The organism is Spongiactinospora sp. 9N601 (assembly GCF_044326295.1).
Classification (GTDB): Bacteria; Actinomycetota; Actinomycetes; order Streptosporangiales; family Streptosporangiaceae; genus Spongiactinospora; species Spongiactinospora gelatinilytica.
In genome coordinates this window covers 22,444-38,300 of record NZ_JBIRBB010000007.1, presented here as the reverse complement: position 1 = coordinate 38,300, position 15,857 = coordinate 22,444, and the positions used below count along the sequence as shown (strand labels likewise).

Below are 15,857 nucleotides of genomic sequence, written 5' to 3'. Positions count from 1 at the left end.
AGATCGCCAACAGTTCACGCGCTGGCGTCCGCGGCCGTGGGGAGAGACGATGCGAAGGGAGCGAGGAGGCGGTGATGTCATACCAGAACGGTCATTTCATCGGCGGTGAGTGGATCGCGGAGGGCACGACCTTCGCCAACCACGACCCGGCGACCGGCGCCGAGATCGGCCGGATCCACGAGGCCGGCCGGGAGACCGTGGACCGGGCCGTGACGGCCGCCAGGCGCGCGCAGCCGGGCTGGGCCGCGCTCCCGGTGGCCGAGCGCGCGGCGTGGCTGCGGCGGCTCGCGGACGGCATGGAGGCGCGGTTCGACGACCTGGTGGCCGCCGAGGTCGCCGACACCGGCAAGGACGCCGTACAGGCCCGCACACTGGACATCCCGCGCGGCGCGGCCAACTTCCGGGTGTTCGCCGACATAGCCGCCCAGCGCCCGGACAACGCCTACCACCTGCCCGGCACGCTGAGCTACACCATCCGCCGCCCGCTCGGAGTGGTGGCGGTGATCGTCCCGTGGAACCTGCCGTTCCTGCTGACCACCTGGAAGACCGGGGCGGCGCTGGTGGCGGGCAACACGGTCGTGATCAAGCCGTCCGAGCTGACGCCGGGGTCGGCCGCCGTGCTGGCGGACATCGCGGCCCAGGCCGGGCTGCCGCCCGGCGTGCTCAACGTGGTCAACGGGCTGGGCGCGGGGTCGGCGGGGGAGTTCCTGGCCGGGCATCCGGGGGTGGACGGCGTGACGTTCACCGGCGAGAGCCGTACCGGATCGGCGATCATGCGTACCGTCGCCGGCGGCGTCAAGCCGATCTCCTTCGAGCTGGGCGGCAAGAACGCCGGGCTGATCTTCGCCGACGCCCGCCTCGACGCCGCCGTCGAGGGCTCGGTGCGCTCGGTGTTCACCAACGGCGGCCAGGTCTGCCTGTGCACCGAACGGCTGTACGTCGAGCGGCCGATCTTCCAGGAGTTCGCCCGGCGGCTGGCCAAGCGCGCCCAGGAGCTGTCCCGCGAGCGCGAACCGATGCCGATGATCTCGGCCGGTCACCGCGAGAAGGTGCTGTCCTACTATCGGCTCGCGGCGTCCGAGGGCGCGGAGGTCCTGGCCGGGGGCGGCGTCCCGCCCTGGGCGGAGGGCGGCTACCACGTCGAGCCCACCGTGTTCACCGGCCTGCCGCAGGGTTCGCGGGTGAACCAGGAGGAAATCTTCGGGCCCGTGTGCCACATCACGCCGTTCGACACCGAGGCCGAGGCGGTCGCGCTGGCCAACGACAGCCGGTACGGCCTGGCCGCCACGGTGTGGACGCGCGACCTGTCCCGGGCGCACCGGGTGGCCGCCGCCGTCCAGGCCGGGCTGGTGTGGGTCAACACCTGGTTCCTGCGTGACCTGCGCACGCCGTTCGGCGGGCTGCGGCTGTCCGGGATCGGCCGGGAGGGCGGCGTCCACTCGCTGGACTTCTACTCCGAGCCCTCCACGGTGACCGTGAAGCTGGAGGACGCCGATGAGTGAGCCGGGCCTGGTTGATATGTCCAACTTTGCCGGATAAAACGAGATTTACGGCATACCGCAGCGGAGGACCCATGATCCCGCCCATCGACTTCACGAAGTGGATCGACGAGCACGCCCACCTGCTCAAACCGCCGGTCGGCAACAAGGTGATCTTCGAGGGCGCGGACGACCTGGTCGTCATGGTCGTCGGCGGCCCCAACGCCCGCACCGACTACCACGTGGACCCCTACGAGGAGCTGTTCTACCAGGTCCGCGGCAACATGCACGTCAACGTCATCACACCGGAGGGCCCCGACACCGTCCACATCCGCGAAGGTCAGATGTGGCTGCTGCCGCGCGGCCTGCCCCACTCGCCGCAGCGCCCCGAGCCCGGTTCGATCGGCTTCCTGGTGGAGAAGGTCAGGCCGGAGGGCACGCTGGAGCGCTTCCAGTGGTACTGCCAGGAGTGCGGGAACATGGTCCACGAGGTGGAGTTGCAGGTACGCGACATCGTCGTGGACCTGCCACCGGTCTTCGAGGCGTTCTACGCCGACGACAAGGCCCGCACCTGCGGCGCCTGCGGCGCCTACCACCCCGGCAAGGGCTGACGGGTGACCCGCGTACCGGAGGAACACGTATGACCCTGTCCCGCGACGAATGCCAGGCCCTGGACGCCGCAGACCCGCTCGCCGGTTTCCGCGCCGAGTTCACCCTGCCCGACGACCGGATCTACCTGGCGGGCAACTCGCTCGGCGCGGCGCCCAAGAGCGCGGCGGCCCGGGTCGCGCGGGCGGTCGAGCGGGAGTGGGGCGGCGAGCTGGTCGGCGGCTGGAACACCGCCGGCTGGTACGCGCAGCCGCTGGCCATGGGCGACCGGATCGCGCCGCTGATCGGCGTGGGGCCGGGCCAGGTGGTGGCCGGCAACACCACCTCCATCGCGGTCTTCCAGGCGCTCGCCGCCGCGCTCAAGCTGCGCCCGGACCGCCGGGTGGTCGTCGCCGACCTCGGGGAGTTCCCCACCGACCGCTACATCGCCGAGGGCCTGGCCGCCCTCCTGGACGGCTACGAGATACGCGACTGGCCCTATGCCGGCGACGACGTGGCCGTGGTGCTGCTGTCGGAGGTGGTCTACAGCACCGGCGAGCGCCGCGACGTCGCCGAGGTGACCGCGCGGGTCCAGGCGGCGGGCGCGCTGATGGTGTGGGACGTTTGCCACAGCGTCGGCGCGTTCCCCGTGGACGTCTCGGCCGCGGACTTCGCGGTCGGCTGCACCTACAAGTACCTCAACGGCGGCCCGGGGTCCCCCGCCTTCCTGTACGTCAACCCGCGCCACCACGGCACCGCGCGCAACGCGCTGACCGGCTGGTACGCCCACGCCGAGCCGTTCGCCTTCGAGCCGTCCTTCCGCCCGGCCGAGGGCATCAGAGGATTCGCGGTGAGCACCCCGCACGTCCTGTCGTTCGCCGCGCTCGACGCCGCGATGGAGATCTGGGAGCGGGCCGACCTCGCCGCGGTCCGCGCCAAGAGCCTCGCGCTGACGTCGCTGTTCATCGAGCTGGCCGAGCAGGCGCACCCGGACCTGCGGGTGGCCACCCCGCGCGAGCCCGCGCGGCGCGGCAGCCAGGTGTCCTTCCGCCATCCGCACGGCTACCCGGTCATCCGCGCGCTCGCCGTACGCGGCGTGCAGGGCGACTTCCGCGCCCCGGACATCCTGCGGTTCGGGTTCGCGCCGCTGTACCTGCGGTACGTCGACGTCTACGACGCCGCGACCGCGCTGACCGAGGTCTTCGCCGCCGAACCGTGGCGCGACGAGCGCTACACCCGCCGCCTGGCGGTGACGTGAGCCGCTACCAGGCCAACCCGGCCGACTGCGCGCCGCCGCTGAAGTCGCCCTTGCCGGACAGCCGCCACCGCTGCCTGGCCTGGTAGGTCGCGCCGTCCGGCGGGTCCACCTTGAACCAGCCGCAGGTTTTGATCTGGCCGTCGTAGGTGAAGCGCAGGCCGTTGCAGACGTAGGGCCCGAGCATCGTGCCGACGCCCGGCCGCCACAGCTCGACGTGGGCGTCGGCGGTGACGCCCTTGGAACCGCGCACCTGTCCCATCACGGCGAGAATGCCGTCCTTGACCCGGATGCACGGGCGCATCGCGATCCCGGCCTTGGCCACCACCAGCCAGGGCTCGCGGCAGCGCATGGCGTCGGGGCGCACCGGGCCCTCGTGGATGAAGGACGGCTTGGCGGGTGACGGGCTGGGGGTCTTCGTCGGCTTGGGGGAGGTCTCGCCCTTGGAGGGCTTCTCGGCGCTCTTGGTGGGCGGCGCGGTGACGTGGGAGTCGGAGGTGGCGGGGCGGCGGGCGGAGGAAGGGTCGTGCTCCTCAGCCAACCTACCGGACTTGCCGGACTTGCTGGCCTTCTCGGGGTTGGCGGTCGGGCTGACCTCCACCACCTGGGGGGTCGCCAGTGACGGTTCCGGGGTGGGCGCCGCCGTAGGGCCGGCCGCGGCGGGCGTGCGCTGCGGATCGGCCGGGCCGCTCCCGGCGTTCGCGAACTGCACCGCGACCAGGGTCAGCGCCCCGGCCGCCACGACGCTGCTCACCGCGGCGATCACGCGCCGCCGGCGGCGTCGCCGCGCGGGGGCGGCCGGCGCGGCCCGCTCGACCGGCACGGTCGTGATCGCGAGCGGCGCGTCCGGATGCACCCGGGGCAGCGCCCCCGTCGCCTGTACGGCCGGCAGCACCGCGCGCAGCCGCTCGGCCAGCGCGGGCACCGTGGGCCGCCGGGCCGGGTCCTTGGCCGTGGCGTCCTGGATGATCGACCAGATCTCGTCGCCCATCCCCGGCAGCCGCCGGGGGGCCATGTTGAACGCGCTGTGCAGCGCGCTCAGGTGGTTGCCGCCCGCGAACGGCGCCCGTCCGGCCAGCAGCTCGTAAAGGACCATGCCGAGCGCGTACACATCCGCCGCCGGGGCGGCGCTGGCCCCCTCGATCGCCTCGGGGGCCATGTAGATCGGCGTGCCCACCACGGCGGTGGCCGCCGCCGCGGGGCCTTGCAGGATGCGCGCGACGCCGAAGTCGGTCAGCATCACGGTGCGGCCGAGCAGTACGTTCGCCGGCTTGACGTCCCGGTGGACCACCCCGGCCGCGTGCGCGGCGGCCAGCGCGCCGGCCAGCTCGATGACGATCCCGACGGCCTCGGGCGACGGCAGCGTGCCGCGCTCGCGCAGATAGCGGCCGAGGTCGGCGCCCTCGACGAGGTCCATCACGATCGCGACGCGCGACCCCTCGATCACGAAGTCGCGGATGGCGACGATGCCGTGGTGGCGCAGCCGGAGCAGAACATTGCGTTCCTGGACGAAACGCCCGACGATGTCCGGATCGTCGAGGAGGCGGCCGTGCAGCAGCTTGGCGGCCACGTGCTCACCGGTACGCCGGTCCACGGCACGCCAGACAGCGCCCATGGCCCCTTCGCCGATCTTGTCGAGCAGTTGGTAGCCGCTACCGAGCGCGTCGTGCTGGTCTCCCGATGACATAGCGTGATCATGTTACCGCTGTTGAGGGCGATAAAGGAGGGTATTTGCGGTTAAAGTGTTCATGAAGTGATGGACGCGCGCTCCGCCGCCAGTGGCAGCCTCAGCACCAGCCGCGCGCCCTGGCCGTTCACCGGGTCCTCGATGCGAAGCTGGCCGTCATGGGCCGAGGCGATGTCCCTGGCGATGGACAGGCCCAGCCCGGTGCCGCCCTGGTCCCGGCTGCGGGCGGTGTCCAGGCGGGTGAACCGCATGAAGACCCGTTCGCGGTCCGCCGGGGCGATGCCGCCGCCGTCGTCGGTCACTTCCAGCACGGCCGCGTCCTCACCGGCGGCCACGGTGATCGACACCGCGCTTTTCGCGTGCCGCTCGGCGTTGGTCAGCAGGTTCGTCACCAGCGCCCTGAGCTGGAACGGGTCGCCCTGGACGGCCACGCCGAGCGCGATGTCGGTGCACACCGGCACCCGCGTGGGGGAGGCCGACAGCACCGCACTGGTCAGCGCGGACAGGTCCACGCGATCCCTGCGGGGACGGTGACCGGAGTCCAGGAGGGACAGCATGTGCAGGTCCTCCACGATGGCCTGGATGCGGTCGGCGTCCTTCAGCACGTCTCTGAGCGTCTGCCAGGGGTCGTTCTCCTCGCGGTCGGCCAGCGCGAACTCGATGCGCGTACGCAGCCCGGTCAGCGGCGTGCGCAGCTCGTGCGACGCGTCCGAGGCGAACCGCCGCTCGTACTCCACCGCCCGCTCCAGCCGGTCCAGGGTCCGGTTGACCGCCGCGGCCAGCCGGTCCACCTCGTCACCGTCGCGGGGCCGCGGGGGGACGGGCATCCTGCGGCCGAGGTCGGCGGTGGTGGCCTCGCGCAGCGCCGTACCGAGCCGCTCCACCCGCCGGGTCGTACGGCCGGCCGCACGCCACACGGCCAAACCCGCCACCACCAGCACCGCGACCCCCAGCACGGCGAGCCCGGCGGGCAGCGCCACGCGCGGCGAGGGGGCCGCGCGCACCGCGAGGTAGGTGGCGGGCAGCGCCACGACCAGGAACAACCCGAGGCGCGGCAGCACCGTCATCGTGATCCGCGTACGAACGGATCGGTCGCCGCGCGGAGCGTTGGCAGCCATGTTCTCCGCACTCATCCCCCGAAACCTGACATCCGGCTATTTGCTCATGTATAGGCGATTCCATCTCACGAGAGGGCAAACCCGCGGCCTATAGCTGGACCAGATCATCCGGGCGCATCGATGGCCGAACGGAGGGTAGTGGGAGGGCGACGCAAGGAGGAGACCCATGACATCGCTGGTAGACAAGGTCCGCCGATACTTCAGCAGCCCGAAGGGCCGGGAGACGGTGGAGAAGGCCAAGCGGATGGCCAACGACCCGCGCAACCGGCAGAAGGCCCGCGGCCTGCTGGACCGCTGGCGCCGCCGCGGCAGGTGAGCCCCGCAGACCCTTCACACGAGTCCGACGACTTCACACGAGCCCGATGACGAACCCCTCGTCGCGGATCCCCTGGTAGAGCCCGGGGGCGAAGGTCCGCATGGCGCCCTCGATGATCGGGATGTAGGCGGGAGCGGACCCGAGCGGCAGGCGGTAGCCGTTCTTGACCCTGTGGAACTCCCACAGGTGCTCCATCTCAGGATGCCGGCCCCGGAACGCGGGGTCGGCGGGATGGAGGTCCAGGCGGACCATGACCTTGCGCATGATGTAGTCGCTGGTCTGGACTCTGCGCTGCTTGGTCCGTGAGATGACGACGGCGGACAGTTCGTGCCACGGGACGGCCCAGGGCTTGCCCCGCGGGTCGTCCCAGCGCACGCCGCCCGCGTCGAAGACCAGCTTGCGCGGCCGGGTGAGCTTGCCCCAGGCGATCACGGGCAGTAGCCCGATCAGCAGGAAGACCAGGCCGATGACGAAGGCCGTGACGTAGGTCCCCGGCCCGCCGAGTACCTGGCCGGTGAACACCGACACGATCGCGATGAGCCCGACGACCCCTGAGACGGCCCCGCCGATCACGGCCTTGCGCCTGGCCCCCGCGGCCACGTCGATCACGACCGGCGGGTGGCCCATGGGCGGACGCCACTGCTGGTGGTGGGGGTGTGGAGCGTTCTGCTGCGGGGGCCGGTGGTGGGGCGCGCCGTACGTCATAGCGGGCCAGGGTAGTGCCCGTCTGTCCGGCTAAGCGCCCACTTCATCCGATCGCGAAGGATCATCCAGTAACGCCGACAAAATGGGCGAATACGACAAAGATCCTCATATGCCGCTAAAGACCGATTGATCCCTCTGAGTCAACAAATATTGACTCGATGGCAACCCCGGATGAAGCCGGAATTAAGCGGGAAAAGCGGTAATTCCCGTTGCGGTTAGTGACTCATTGACTTCAGAATGGCGCACAAGCATACTGGTGGGCGTCCACGAAAACCGGCCGAATCCGCAATGGATTCGCCCTGTACACCCTCGGTATGGTAAAACCCGATAGATTCGCCATGGGCCGTGCGCGCATGCGCGTGTAGTCCGGTGGTCCTGAGTTTCCCCACATCAGACAGGCCGGGCGGCGGACGCCGCACTCATATGCCCTATTTGCAGTGTTCCGTCCGGTCAACCTATCTGACCAATTCCGTTATGTCCATCCCCCCGATGGAGATTGGTGGTGCGCATCGTGACCGAGACGGTGGAGAACGGCGCAGGCGTCGAAGAGTCGTCGCAGTTGAGCCTGAGTACGGCCGCCGCACGTAACCTGGCGACCACGACCAAGACCGTACCGCAGATGCAGGGCATCACCTCAAGGTGGCTCCTGCGTGTGCTCCCATGGGTCCAGGTGTCAGGTGGAACGTACCGGGTCAACCGGCGGCTGAGCTACGCGGTCGGCGACGGCCGGGTCAGCTTCACCTCCACCGGCGCCGACATCCGCGTCATCCCGGCCGAGCTGACCGAGCTGGGCCTGCTGCGCGGCTTCGACGACGCCGAGCTGCTCAACGCCCTCGCCGGCCGGTTCGAGCAGCGGAACTTCGAGGTGGGCGACACTCTGGTGACCAGCGGCTCCCCCGCCCAGGAGCTGTTCATCATCGCGCACGGCAAGGTCAACAAGATCGGCGAAGGCCAGTACGGCGAGGACAACGTGCTGGCCGTGCTGGCCGACGGCGACTACTTCGGCGACCGCGAGGTCGTGGAGCCGGAAGGCGACTGGGACTACTCGATCAAGGCGATCACCGGTGGAACGGTCCTGGTGCTGCCGCGATCGGCGCTCCAGGAGCTGATCGACTCCTCCGACGGGCTGCGCGAGCACGTCGCGCGCTACCTGGCCACCCCCGCCAAGCCCCAGGACGCCTACGGCGAGTCCGCCATCGAGCTGTCGTCCGGCCACGACGGCGAGCCGGTGCTCCCCGGCACGTTCGTCGACTACGAGCTTGAGCCGCGCGAATACCAGCTCAGCGTGGCGCAGACCGTGCTGCGGGTGCACACCCGGGTCGCCGACCTGTTCAACCAGCCGATGAACCAGGTCGAGCAGCAGCTCCGGCTGACCATCGAGGCCCTGCGCGAACGCCAGGAGCACGAGATGATCAACAACCGCGACTTCGGCCTGCTGCACAACGCCGACCTCAAGCAGCGGGTCCACACCCGCACCGGCCCGCCCACGCCCGACGACTTCGACGAGCTGCTGGCGCTGGTGTGGAAGGAGCCCTCGGTCTTCCTGGCCCACCCGCAGGCCATCGCCGCGTTCGGCCGCGAGTGCAGCAAGCGCGGCGTCTACCCCGACAGCGTCGACATCGCCGGGCACAAGGTCCCGGCCTGGCGCGGCGTGCCGGTGCTGCCCTGTGACAAGCTGCCGATCAGCAAGGCCCGCACCACCTCGGTCCTGCTGATGCGCACCGGCGAGAACAACCAGGGCGTCGTCGGCCTGCACCAGACCGGCATCCCCGACGAGTACCAGCCGAGCCTGTCCGTGCGGTTCATGGGCATCAACGAGCAGGCCGTCATGTCCTACCTGGTCAGCGCTTACTACTCGGCGGCCGTCCTGGTGCCCGACGCGCTCGGCATCCTGGACAACGCCGAGATCGGCCACTGATGGTTCGCGAGGCACGACCGGACGACGCGCGACTCAGCCTGGGCACGGCCGCCGCGCGCAACCTGGCCACCACGACCAAGACCGAGCCGCAGTCCCAGAGCATCACTCCGCGCTGGCTGTTGCGGATGCTGCCCTGGGTCGAGGCCAGGGGCGGCGCCTACCGGGTCAACCGGCGGCTGACCTACACGGTCGGCGACGGCCGGGTCAGCTTCACCACGGCCGCCGGGCGCGTCCAGGTGGTCGCGCCCGAGCTGCGCGAGCTGCCGCTGCTGCGCGGGCTGGCCGACGACGCCGCGCTGGCCGCGCTGGCCGGCCGGTTCGAGCAGCGCGAATACGCGGCGGGCGCGGAGATCGCCGCGCCCGGGGGGCCCGCGGAGGGCCTGTACCTGGTCGCGCACGGCAAGCTGCGCCGCACGGTGGCCGGGCCGTACGGCGAGCCCGCCGAGACCGGCCACCTGGCCGATGGCGACCACTTCGGCGACGCCGCGCTGACCAGCCCCGACGCCACCTGGGACGAGGGCGTCGTGGCCGTCACCGGCTGCATCCTGCTGGTGTTGCCGCGCGCCGCCTTCGCGGCGGAGCAGGAGCGCTCGGAGTCGCTGCGCGACCACGTGGCCCGCCACCTGGCCGCCCCGGACCGGCCGACCGACAAGCACGGCGAGGCGGCCATCGCGCTGTCGGCCGGGCACAGCGGCGAGGCGGCGCTGCCCGGCACGTTCGTCGACTACGAGCTGGCCCCCCGCGAATACCAGCTCAGCGTGGCCCAGACGCTGCTGCGGGCGCACACCCGGGTGATCGACCTGTTCAACGACCCGATGGACCAACTGGAGCAGCAGCTCCGGCTGACCGTCGAGGCGCTGCGCGAGCGCCAAGAGCACGAGATGATCAACAATCCCGAGTTCGGGCTGCTGCACAACGCCGACCTCAAGCAGCGGGTCCACACCCGCACCGGCCCGCCCACGCCCGCCGACATGGACGCGGTGCTGGCCCGGCGCAGGAAGTCCCGGTTCTTCCTGGCCCATCCGCGGGCCATCGCGGCGTTCCGCCGGGAATGCACCCGGGTGGGCGTCTACCCCGAGTCGATCGACTTCGAGGGCACCCGGATCACCACCTGGCGCGGCGTACCGGTGCTGCCCTCCGACAAGATCCCGATCAGCCGTGAGGGCACCACGTCCATCCTGGTCATGCGTACCGGGGAGAAGGACGAGGGCGTGGTCGGCCTACGCGAGACGGGGCTGCCCGACGAGCGCGAGCCGGGGCTCACCGTGCGGTTCATGGGGATCGGCGAGCAGGCGGTCGCCTCCTACCTGGTGAGCGCCTACTACTCGGCGGCGGTGCTGGTTCCGGACGCGCTCGGCGTACTGGAGAACGTAGAGATCGCGCGCTGACCCGCGGGCGAGGACCGAAAGGCGAGAGATGTCCGCAGTCGAGGAGAGGACCCACCCCCGGCCCGCCGCCGACGTGCTCGCCTGGGGGAGGGCCCTGATCGGCCCGGCCCTGCGCGAGGCCGTCGAGTCGCTGCCGGAGGCGGTCCGGCGCATCGCCGGCTACCACTTCGGCTGGTTCGACGAGCGCGGCCGTCCGGCCGGTGCGGCCGGGGGCGGCAAGGCGATCCGGCCCGCGCTGGTCCTGCTGGCCGCCGAGGTGGTCGGCGGGGAGGCGGCCGAGGCCGTGCCCGCGGCGGTCGCGGTCGAGCTGACCCACAACTTCTCGCTGCTGCACGACGACGTGATGGACGGCGACACCAGCCGCCGCCATCGCGCCACCGCCTGGACGATCTTCGGCCGCGGCCCGGCGATCCTGGCCGGCGACGCGCTGATGACCCTGGCCTTCGACGTCCTGGCCGCGGCGGGCCGCCCGGCCGCGCGCCGGGCGGCCAGGGCCCTCGGCGCCGCCGTCCTGGAGCTGATCGACGGCCAGTACTCCGACGTGTCCTTCGAGCGGCGCGACGACGTCGCGCCGTCCGAATGCCAGGCCATGGCCACCGCCAAGACCGGCGCGCTGCTCGGCGGCGCGTGCGCGCTCGGCGCGCTGTACGGCGGCGCCCCCGACGAGCGGGTCGAGCACCTCGGCGCGTTCGGCAGGCACCTCGGCCTCGCCTTCCAGCACGTGGACGACCTGCTCGGCATCTGGGGCGATCCCGGCGTCACCGGCAAACCCGTCTACTCCGACCTGCGCAACCGCAAGAAGTCGCTGCCCGTGGTGGCCGCGCTGGCCTCGGGCACGCCCGCGGGCCGGGAGCTGGCCACCCTGTACCGATCCCCGCACCCGCTGACCGACCCCGAGCTGGCCCGCGCCGCCCAACTGGTGGACGAGGCCGGGGGCAGGGCGTGGAGCCAGGCGGAGGCCGACGGCCTGCTGGCCACCGCCATGCGGGAGCTCGACTGGGCCCAGACCGGCGCGCCCGCCCGCGCCGCGGCGGAACTCCAAAGCCTGGCCCGCCTGGTCACCCGACGAGATCACTGACCGACCGCACCAGGAGGTTCGATGGCCCTCATACCGGCGCCAGGCACCGTGCTCGTAGCCGACGAGCTGATCGTCCCCGGCGGCTCCCCGATCCGCTGCCCGGCGGCCGGCGTGGTGGAGGGTGAGCTGCGCCGCCGCGGCGTGCCGACCGTCCGCGGCCCGCTCGGCCACCAGGGCGACCCCGGCTTCGACTCGCTGGCGGTCACGCTGTCCGGCTCGAAGGGCCCGGCCGGGCTCGGCGTCGCCGCCGCCCGCGGCGACCTCACCGGCTGGCCCGCCGCCCGCGACGCGCTGGGCGCGTGCCTGGCGGTGGCCCGGCCCCGGATCGTGCTGCTGGCCGCGCCGCGCTCGTTCTGCGCGGGCGTCGAGCGGGCGATCGAGATCGTCGCGGAGGTGCTGCGCCGCCGGGGCGGCCCGATCTACGTACGCAAGCAGATCGTCCACAACGCTCATGTGGTGGCCGACCTGGCGGCGCGGGGCGCGGTGTTCGTGGAGGAGCTGGCCGAGGTCCCCGACGGGGCGACGGTAGTGTTCTCCGCGCACGGGGTGTCGCCCGCCGTACGCGAGGAGGCCGCGCGGCGCGGCCTGGACGTGATCGACGCGACCTGCCCGCTGGTCACCAAGGTCCACGCGGAGGCCCGCAGGTTCGCCGGGCGCGGTGACACCGTGCTGCTGATCGGGCACGAGGGCCACGAGGAGGTCGAGGGCACCTACGGCGAGGCCCCGCGGGAGACCATCGTGGTCGCCGACGCCGCGGAGGCCGCCCGGGTGTCGGTGCCCGATCCCGCCCGGGTCTCCTACCTCACCCAGACCACGCTGGCCGTGGACGAGGCCCAGGAGGTGGTGGACGTGCTGCGCGACCGGTTCCCCAAGCTGCGCGGGCCGGGCACCGACGACATCTGCTACGCCACCACCAACCGCCAGCAGGCGGTGGCGGCCATCGCGCGGGAGTCCGACGTGGTCCTGGTGGTCGGCTCGGCCAACTCCTCCAACTCGATGCGGATGGTGGAGCTGGCCCGCCGGCACGACACGCCGAGCCACCTGATCGACGACGCGGCCGACATCCGCCCGGAGTGGCTGGCCAGGGCCGGGGTGGTGGGGCTGAGCGCCGGGGCGTCCGCGCCTCCCTACCTGGTGGACGCGGTGGTTGCGGCGCTCGACGGCCTCGGCGGGGTCACCGCCGACGAACGCGAGGTGACCCACGAGACGATCAGGTTCACCCTGCCGGCGGCACTGCGCGTGAGAGGTCAGTAGGGCAGCGCGTACGCGGCGTACTTCTTGGCGCCGAACGCGGCCTTGAACTTCGGATAGGCGACGGTCCTGATGTCGCCGTCCGAGGTGAACCGCTCCTCCGGGTGCTCCTTGAGCCAGTCCAGCCACGCCGTGGAACAGAACCGCAGGCACTCGCCCTTCTTGTCCTGCGACTTGATGCGCGGGATGCCCAGCGGGTCGAAGTCCTTGGAGAAGGGGGAGGCGGCGGGCGTGTACCCGGCCAGGAACACCCCGCCGTACTCGTAGCGGGTGCCCGAGGCCGAGCCGCGCAGCGCCCACTCCTTGGTGTTCGGCTGGTTCCCGTACGGCAGCGCGAGCGTCACCGGGTCGAACGGGATGCGCCCCCTGATCACCTGATGTCCGGCGGCGACCTCCTTCTCGACCTGCTTTTTGGCCTTGCCGCGCAGGTTGAGGTGGTCGCGGGTGTGGTTGCCGAGGTCGAAGCCGCGCTCGTGCAGCCAGGTGAGGATCTGGGTCTGCTCCTCGGGCCGGGCCTTGCCGAACATGTCACGGGTCACGTAGAAGGTGGCGACCGGCCGGAAGCCGGGGTTCCTGCGTGCCACGTCGAGCAGGATGCCCACCGCGCTGTCCGGCGCGGGCTGCCCCATGCCGTCCAGGGTGACCTGCGAGGGCGAGGAGTCGTCGAAGGTGAGCACCACGGGGTGCCTGCCCGCCGGGATGCCGATCTTGCCGGTCGCGTACTCGGCGGCGGTGATGGGGACGTAGCCCTCCCGGGCCAGCCGCTCCAGCTCCGCGCGGAACTGCGCGGGGGTGCGGTCGTCGGCGATGTCCGGCTTGGCCACCACGCGGTGGTACATCAGCACCGGGATCTGCCCCAGTTCGTTGGCCTTGGCCTTGGCCGCCACGACGAGCCGGGCCTTGCGCACCTCCTGCGGCGACACGGCCTTCACCGCCTTCTTGGCGGCGGCCACCTTGACCGCGTCGTCCGCGTCCGACATGCACCCGGCGAGGGCCAGCAGGCTGAGCGCCACGGCCCCTGTCCGGCAAACCCCGTAGCCCCTCATTGGGCCCTCCAGACAGATGGAAGAGATAGTGGTCTTCTCCCCGCTGTCCTGGAACGGCAGACGGCACCCCCGGCAAAGAGTGACTCTAGGGAACGTCGCGGACGCTCTTCGTCACCGGCCGCTCCGGCGGGGCGGCCCCCCGCCGGCAGCGGCTGATCATCCTCTGTTGAGTTCAGGTCACCAGATGACCGGCAGGGCGTCCACGCCGTACACGATGGAGATCCCGCGGTAGGGGATCTCCGACTCCGGAACGGCCAGGCGCAGGCCCGGGAAGCGGCGCAGCAGCGCCGGGTAGGCGATCTTCATCTCCATCCGGGCGAGCGGCGCGCCGATGCAGTGGTGCAGGCCGTGGCCGAACGCCAGATGCGAGGCGACCTCGCGGCCCGGCCGTACCGTGTCCATCTCCTCGCCCAGCGCCGGGTCGCGGTTGGCCGCCACCAGCGAGCACAGCACCATCTCGCCCTTGGCGATCGGCTGCCCGCCGACGACCAGGTCCTCCTTGGCGAACCTGGGGAAGGCGACCTGCACGACGGTGAGGTAGCGCAGCAGCTCCTCCACCACCTGCACGATGTAGCCCTCCTCCTCGCGCACCCTGGCGGCCTCCTCGGGGTGACCGAGCAGCCACAGCGTGCCGAGGGCGAACATGCTGGTGCTGGTGTCGTGCCCGCCGGTCAGCATGCCGTCGGCGAGGCTGGCCAGCTCCCGGTCGCCCAGCTCGTCGCCGTGGTCGCGGAGCAGCATGCCGAGCAGCCCGTCACCCGGGTTCGAGCGCTCCCTGGCGACCAGGTCGGTCAGGTACGTCATCGCGTCGTTGACCGCCTTCAGCGACGCCTCGGGCCCGGCGGAGAAGTCGAAGCGGTCGGCGCCCAGCTTCACGAATCCGGCCTGGTCGGCCTTCGGTACGCCGAGCAGCTCGCCCACCACCAGCGACGGGATCGGCAGCGCGAACTTCTGCACGAAGTCGACCGGACCCCCCTCCCGCTCCATCTCGTCCAGGTGCTCGGCCACGATCGCCTCGATGCGCGGCTCCAGCCGGCGCAGCCGCCGCATGGTGAACTCCGGCGTGAGCAGCCTGCGCAGCCGGGTGTGCTCGGGCGGGTCGCGAAAGCCCAGGCCGCCCGGGTCCTCCTGCTGCACCGCCCCCGACACGTTGGCGAAGTCGTTGCTGAACCGGGCCGTGTCACCGAGCACGGAGCGCACGTCCTCGTACCGGGTCACCAGCCAGACGGTCTGGCCGTCCGGCATCTTGAGCGGGAAGACCGGCTGCTCGGCACGGATGCGCGCGAGTTCGGCGACGGGGTCCAGGCCCTCGCGCATGAACTGCACGAGGGGAAAGTCGTTCTCGGACATTTTGTGTCGCGTTCCTTATTGTCGGTCGGGGATATCACCATGTTTCGGGCATGGCACGGGGGTCACTACGGACGCGCCGGTACCAATACTGTCTAAGAACTGCGGGCGTGCGCGGCCGACCCCCGGTAGTCCTCCTGGTGACGATGGGCTTACCCGCTCCAGCCGCCCTCATCGCAGCCGCCGGGCGCGAGCAGCCCGAGCAGCCGCCGGACGAACGGCGGCGTGTTCAGGACGCGCAGCGCCCGCTGCTGCCGGACCCCTGGGAGCAGGTCCAGGACGCGCAGCCCCGACAGGTCCACGAACGACACCTCGGCGAGATCGACGACCACGACGTCGTCCCCCATCCGGGCGGTCACCCGGACCTCGGCCAGGATCGCGCCGAGCCGATCGCTGTTGTTCCGATCGATCTCACCGCTGAGCACCAGGGCCGGCGCGCCGCTCACCGCGTCGCCGTTCGCGACGACGCAGAGCCGTCCGTCGTCGAAGAGCACGCGCCGGGCACTCACCGGGCCGCCCCCTACGGGCGGTCCCTCTCGCGCGGGCAATGTGGCTCACCCAGACGCGCGCGGCTGCGAGACCAGGGCATTGGTCATGATTCCACCGATCCTTCGCAGCAGTCGGGCCGGACATATCCTCTGTGTCTGGTAAGACCCTCAGCGTGCTCTGCGGCTCGGACACC

14 protein-coding genes are annotated in these 15,857 nt (G+C 71.6%); 8 read left to right on the top strand and 6 right to left on the bottom strand.

Annotated features, from left to right (window positions below; genetic code table 11):
- Nucleotides 1-74 precede the first annotated feature (74 nt).
- From ACH34R_RS17545 to ACH34R_RS17535, 3 genes are all read left to right on the top strand, one after another.
- The gene (locus ACH34R_RS17545) at nucleotides 75-1,502 is read left to right on the top strand and encodes an aldehyde dehydrogenase family protein (RefSeq protein WP_397562497.1); all 1,428 of its coding nucleotides are present in this window, start codon (nucleotides 75-77) and stop codon (nucleotides 1,500-1,502) included.
- Between the two features lie 71 nt (nucleotides 1,503-1,573).
- Complete coding sequence (locus ACH34R_RS17540; protein ID WP_397562496.1) at nucleotides 1,574-2,089, top strand: 3-hydroxyanthranilate 3,4-dioxygenase; 516 nt, start codon at nucleotides 1,574-1,576, stop codon at nucleotides 2,087-2,089.
- A gap of 29 nt (nucleotides 2,090-2,118) precedes the next feature.
- The gene (locus tag ACH34R_RS17535) at nucleotides 2,119-3,324 is read left to right on the top strand and encodes a kynureninase (protein WP_397562495.1); all 1,206 of its coding nucleotides are present in this window, start codon (nucleotides 2,119-2,121) and stop codon (nucleotides 3,322-3,324) included.
- Nucleotides 3,325-3,328: 4 nt separating this feature from the next.
- On the opposite strand, the gene ACH34R_RS17530 is transcribed toward ACH34R_RS17535, so the two are convergent.
- Both ACH34R_RS17530 and ACH34R_RS17525 read right to left on the bottom strand, forming a co-directional pair.
- Nucleotides 3,329-5,008: a serine/threonine-protein kinase gene (locus ACH34R_RS17530; protein WP_397562494.1), complete on the bottom strand. Its 1,680-nt coding sequence runs from the start codon at nucleotides 5,006-5,008 to the stop codon at nucleotides 3,329-3,331.
- A 59-nt stretch (nucleotides 5,009-5,067) separates the two neighbouring features.
- Complete coding sequence (locus ACH34R_RS17525) at nucleotides 5,068-6,126, bottom strand: sensor histidine kinase (protein ID WP_397562493.1); 1,059 nt, start codon at nucleotides 6,124-6,126, stop codon at nucleotides 5,068-5,070.
- Between the two features lie 166 nt (nucleotides 6,127-6,292).
- On the opposite strand from ACH34R_RS17525, the gene ACH34R_RS17520 reads away from it, so the two are divergent.
- Nucleotides 6,293-6,442 (top strand): hypothetical protein, encoded by a 150-nt coding sequence (locus tag ACH34R_RS17520; protein WP_397562492.1) that lies wholly within the window; start codon nucleotides 6,293-6,295, stop codon nucleotides 6,440-6,442.
- A gap of 33 nt (nucleotides 6,443-6,475) precedes the next feature.
- Here the strand turns inward: ACH34R_RS17520 and ACH34R_RS17515 are convergent, their stop codons facing one another.
- Complete coding sequence (locus ACH34R_RS17515; RefSeq protein WP_397562491.1) at nucleotides 6,476-7,147, bottom strand: hypothetical protein; 672 nt, start codon at nucleotides 7,145-7,147, stop codon at nucleotides 6,476-6,478.
- A gap of 511 nt (nucleotides 7,148-7,658) precedes the next feature.
- Here ACH34R_RS17515 and ACH34R_RS17510 point away from each other — a divergent pair.
- Genes ACH34R_RS17510 through ispH form a run of 4 tightly spaced genes read left to right on the top strand, consistent with a single transcriptional unit; the run spans nucleotide 7,659 to nucleotide 12,785 of the window.
- Entirely contained in the window at nucleotides 7,659-9,065 is a 1,407-nt protein-coding gene (locus tag ACH34R_RS17510; RefSeq protein WP_397562916.1) for a family 2B encapsulin nanocompartment shell protein, read from the top strand.
- Nucleotides 9,065-10,453: a family 2B encapsulin nanocompartment shell protein gene (locus ACH34R_RS17505; protein ID WP_397562490.1), complete on the top strand. Its 1,389-nt coding sequence runs from the start codon at nucleotides 9,065-9,067 to the stop codon at nucleotides 10,451-10,453. The genes ACH34R_RS17510 and ACH34R_RS17505 overlap by 1 nt, the downstream gene beginning before the upstream one ends.
- 28 nt (nucleotides 10,454-10,481) lie before the next feature.
- Nucleotides 10,482-11,531, top strand: coding sequence for a family 2 encapsulin nanocompartment cargo protein polyprenyl transferase (locus ACH34R_RS17500; protein WP_397562489.1), 1,050 nt, complete (start codon nucleotides 10,482-10,484; stop codon nucleotides 11,529-11,531).
- A 21-nt stretch (nucleotides 11,532-11,552) separates the two neighbouring features.
- Nucleotides 11,553-12,785, top strand: a complete 1,233-nt coding sequence (gene ispH, locus ACH34R_RS17495) for a 4-hydroxy-3-methylbut-2-enyl diphosphate reductase (RefSeq protein ID WP_397562488.1) — start codon at nucleotides 11,553-11,555, stop codon at nucleotides 12,783-12,785.
- Here ispH and ACH34R_RS17490 read toward each other — a convergent pair.
- The 3 genes from ACH34R_RS17490 to ACH34R_RS17480 all read right to left on the bottom strand — a co-directional run bounded on the left by ACH34R_RS17490 (nucleotide 12,779) and on the right by ACH34R_RS17480 (nucleotide 15,684).
- Entirely contained in the window at nucleotides 12,779-13,828 is a 1,050-nt protein-coding gene (locus tag ACH34R_RS17490; protein ID WP_397562487.1) for a polysaccharide deacetylase family protein, read from the bottom strand. The genes ispH and ACH34R_RS17490 overlap by 7 nt on opposite strands.
- A gap of 177 nt (nucleotides 13,829-14,005) precedes the next feature.
- Complete coding sequence (locus tag ACH34R_RS17485; protein WP_397562486.1) at nucleotides 14,006-15,178, bottom strand: cytochrome P450; 1,173 nt, start codon at nucleotides 15,176-15,178, stop codon at nucleotides 14,006-14,008.
- Between the two features lie 149 nt (nucleotides 15,179-15,327).
- The gene (locus ACH34R_RS17480; protein WP_397562485.1) at nucleotides 15,328-15,684 is read right to left on the bottom strand and encodes an STAS domain-containing protein; all 357 of its coding nucleotides are present in this window, start codon (nucleotides 15,682-15,684) and stop codon (nucleotides 15,328-15,330) included.
- Between the last annotated feature and the right edge of the window lie 173 nt (nucleotides 15,685-15,857).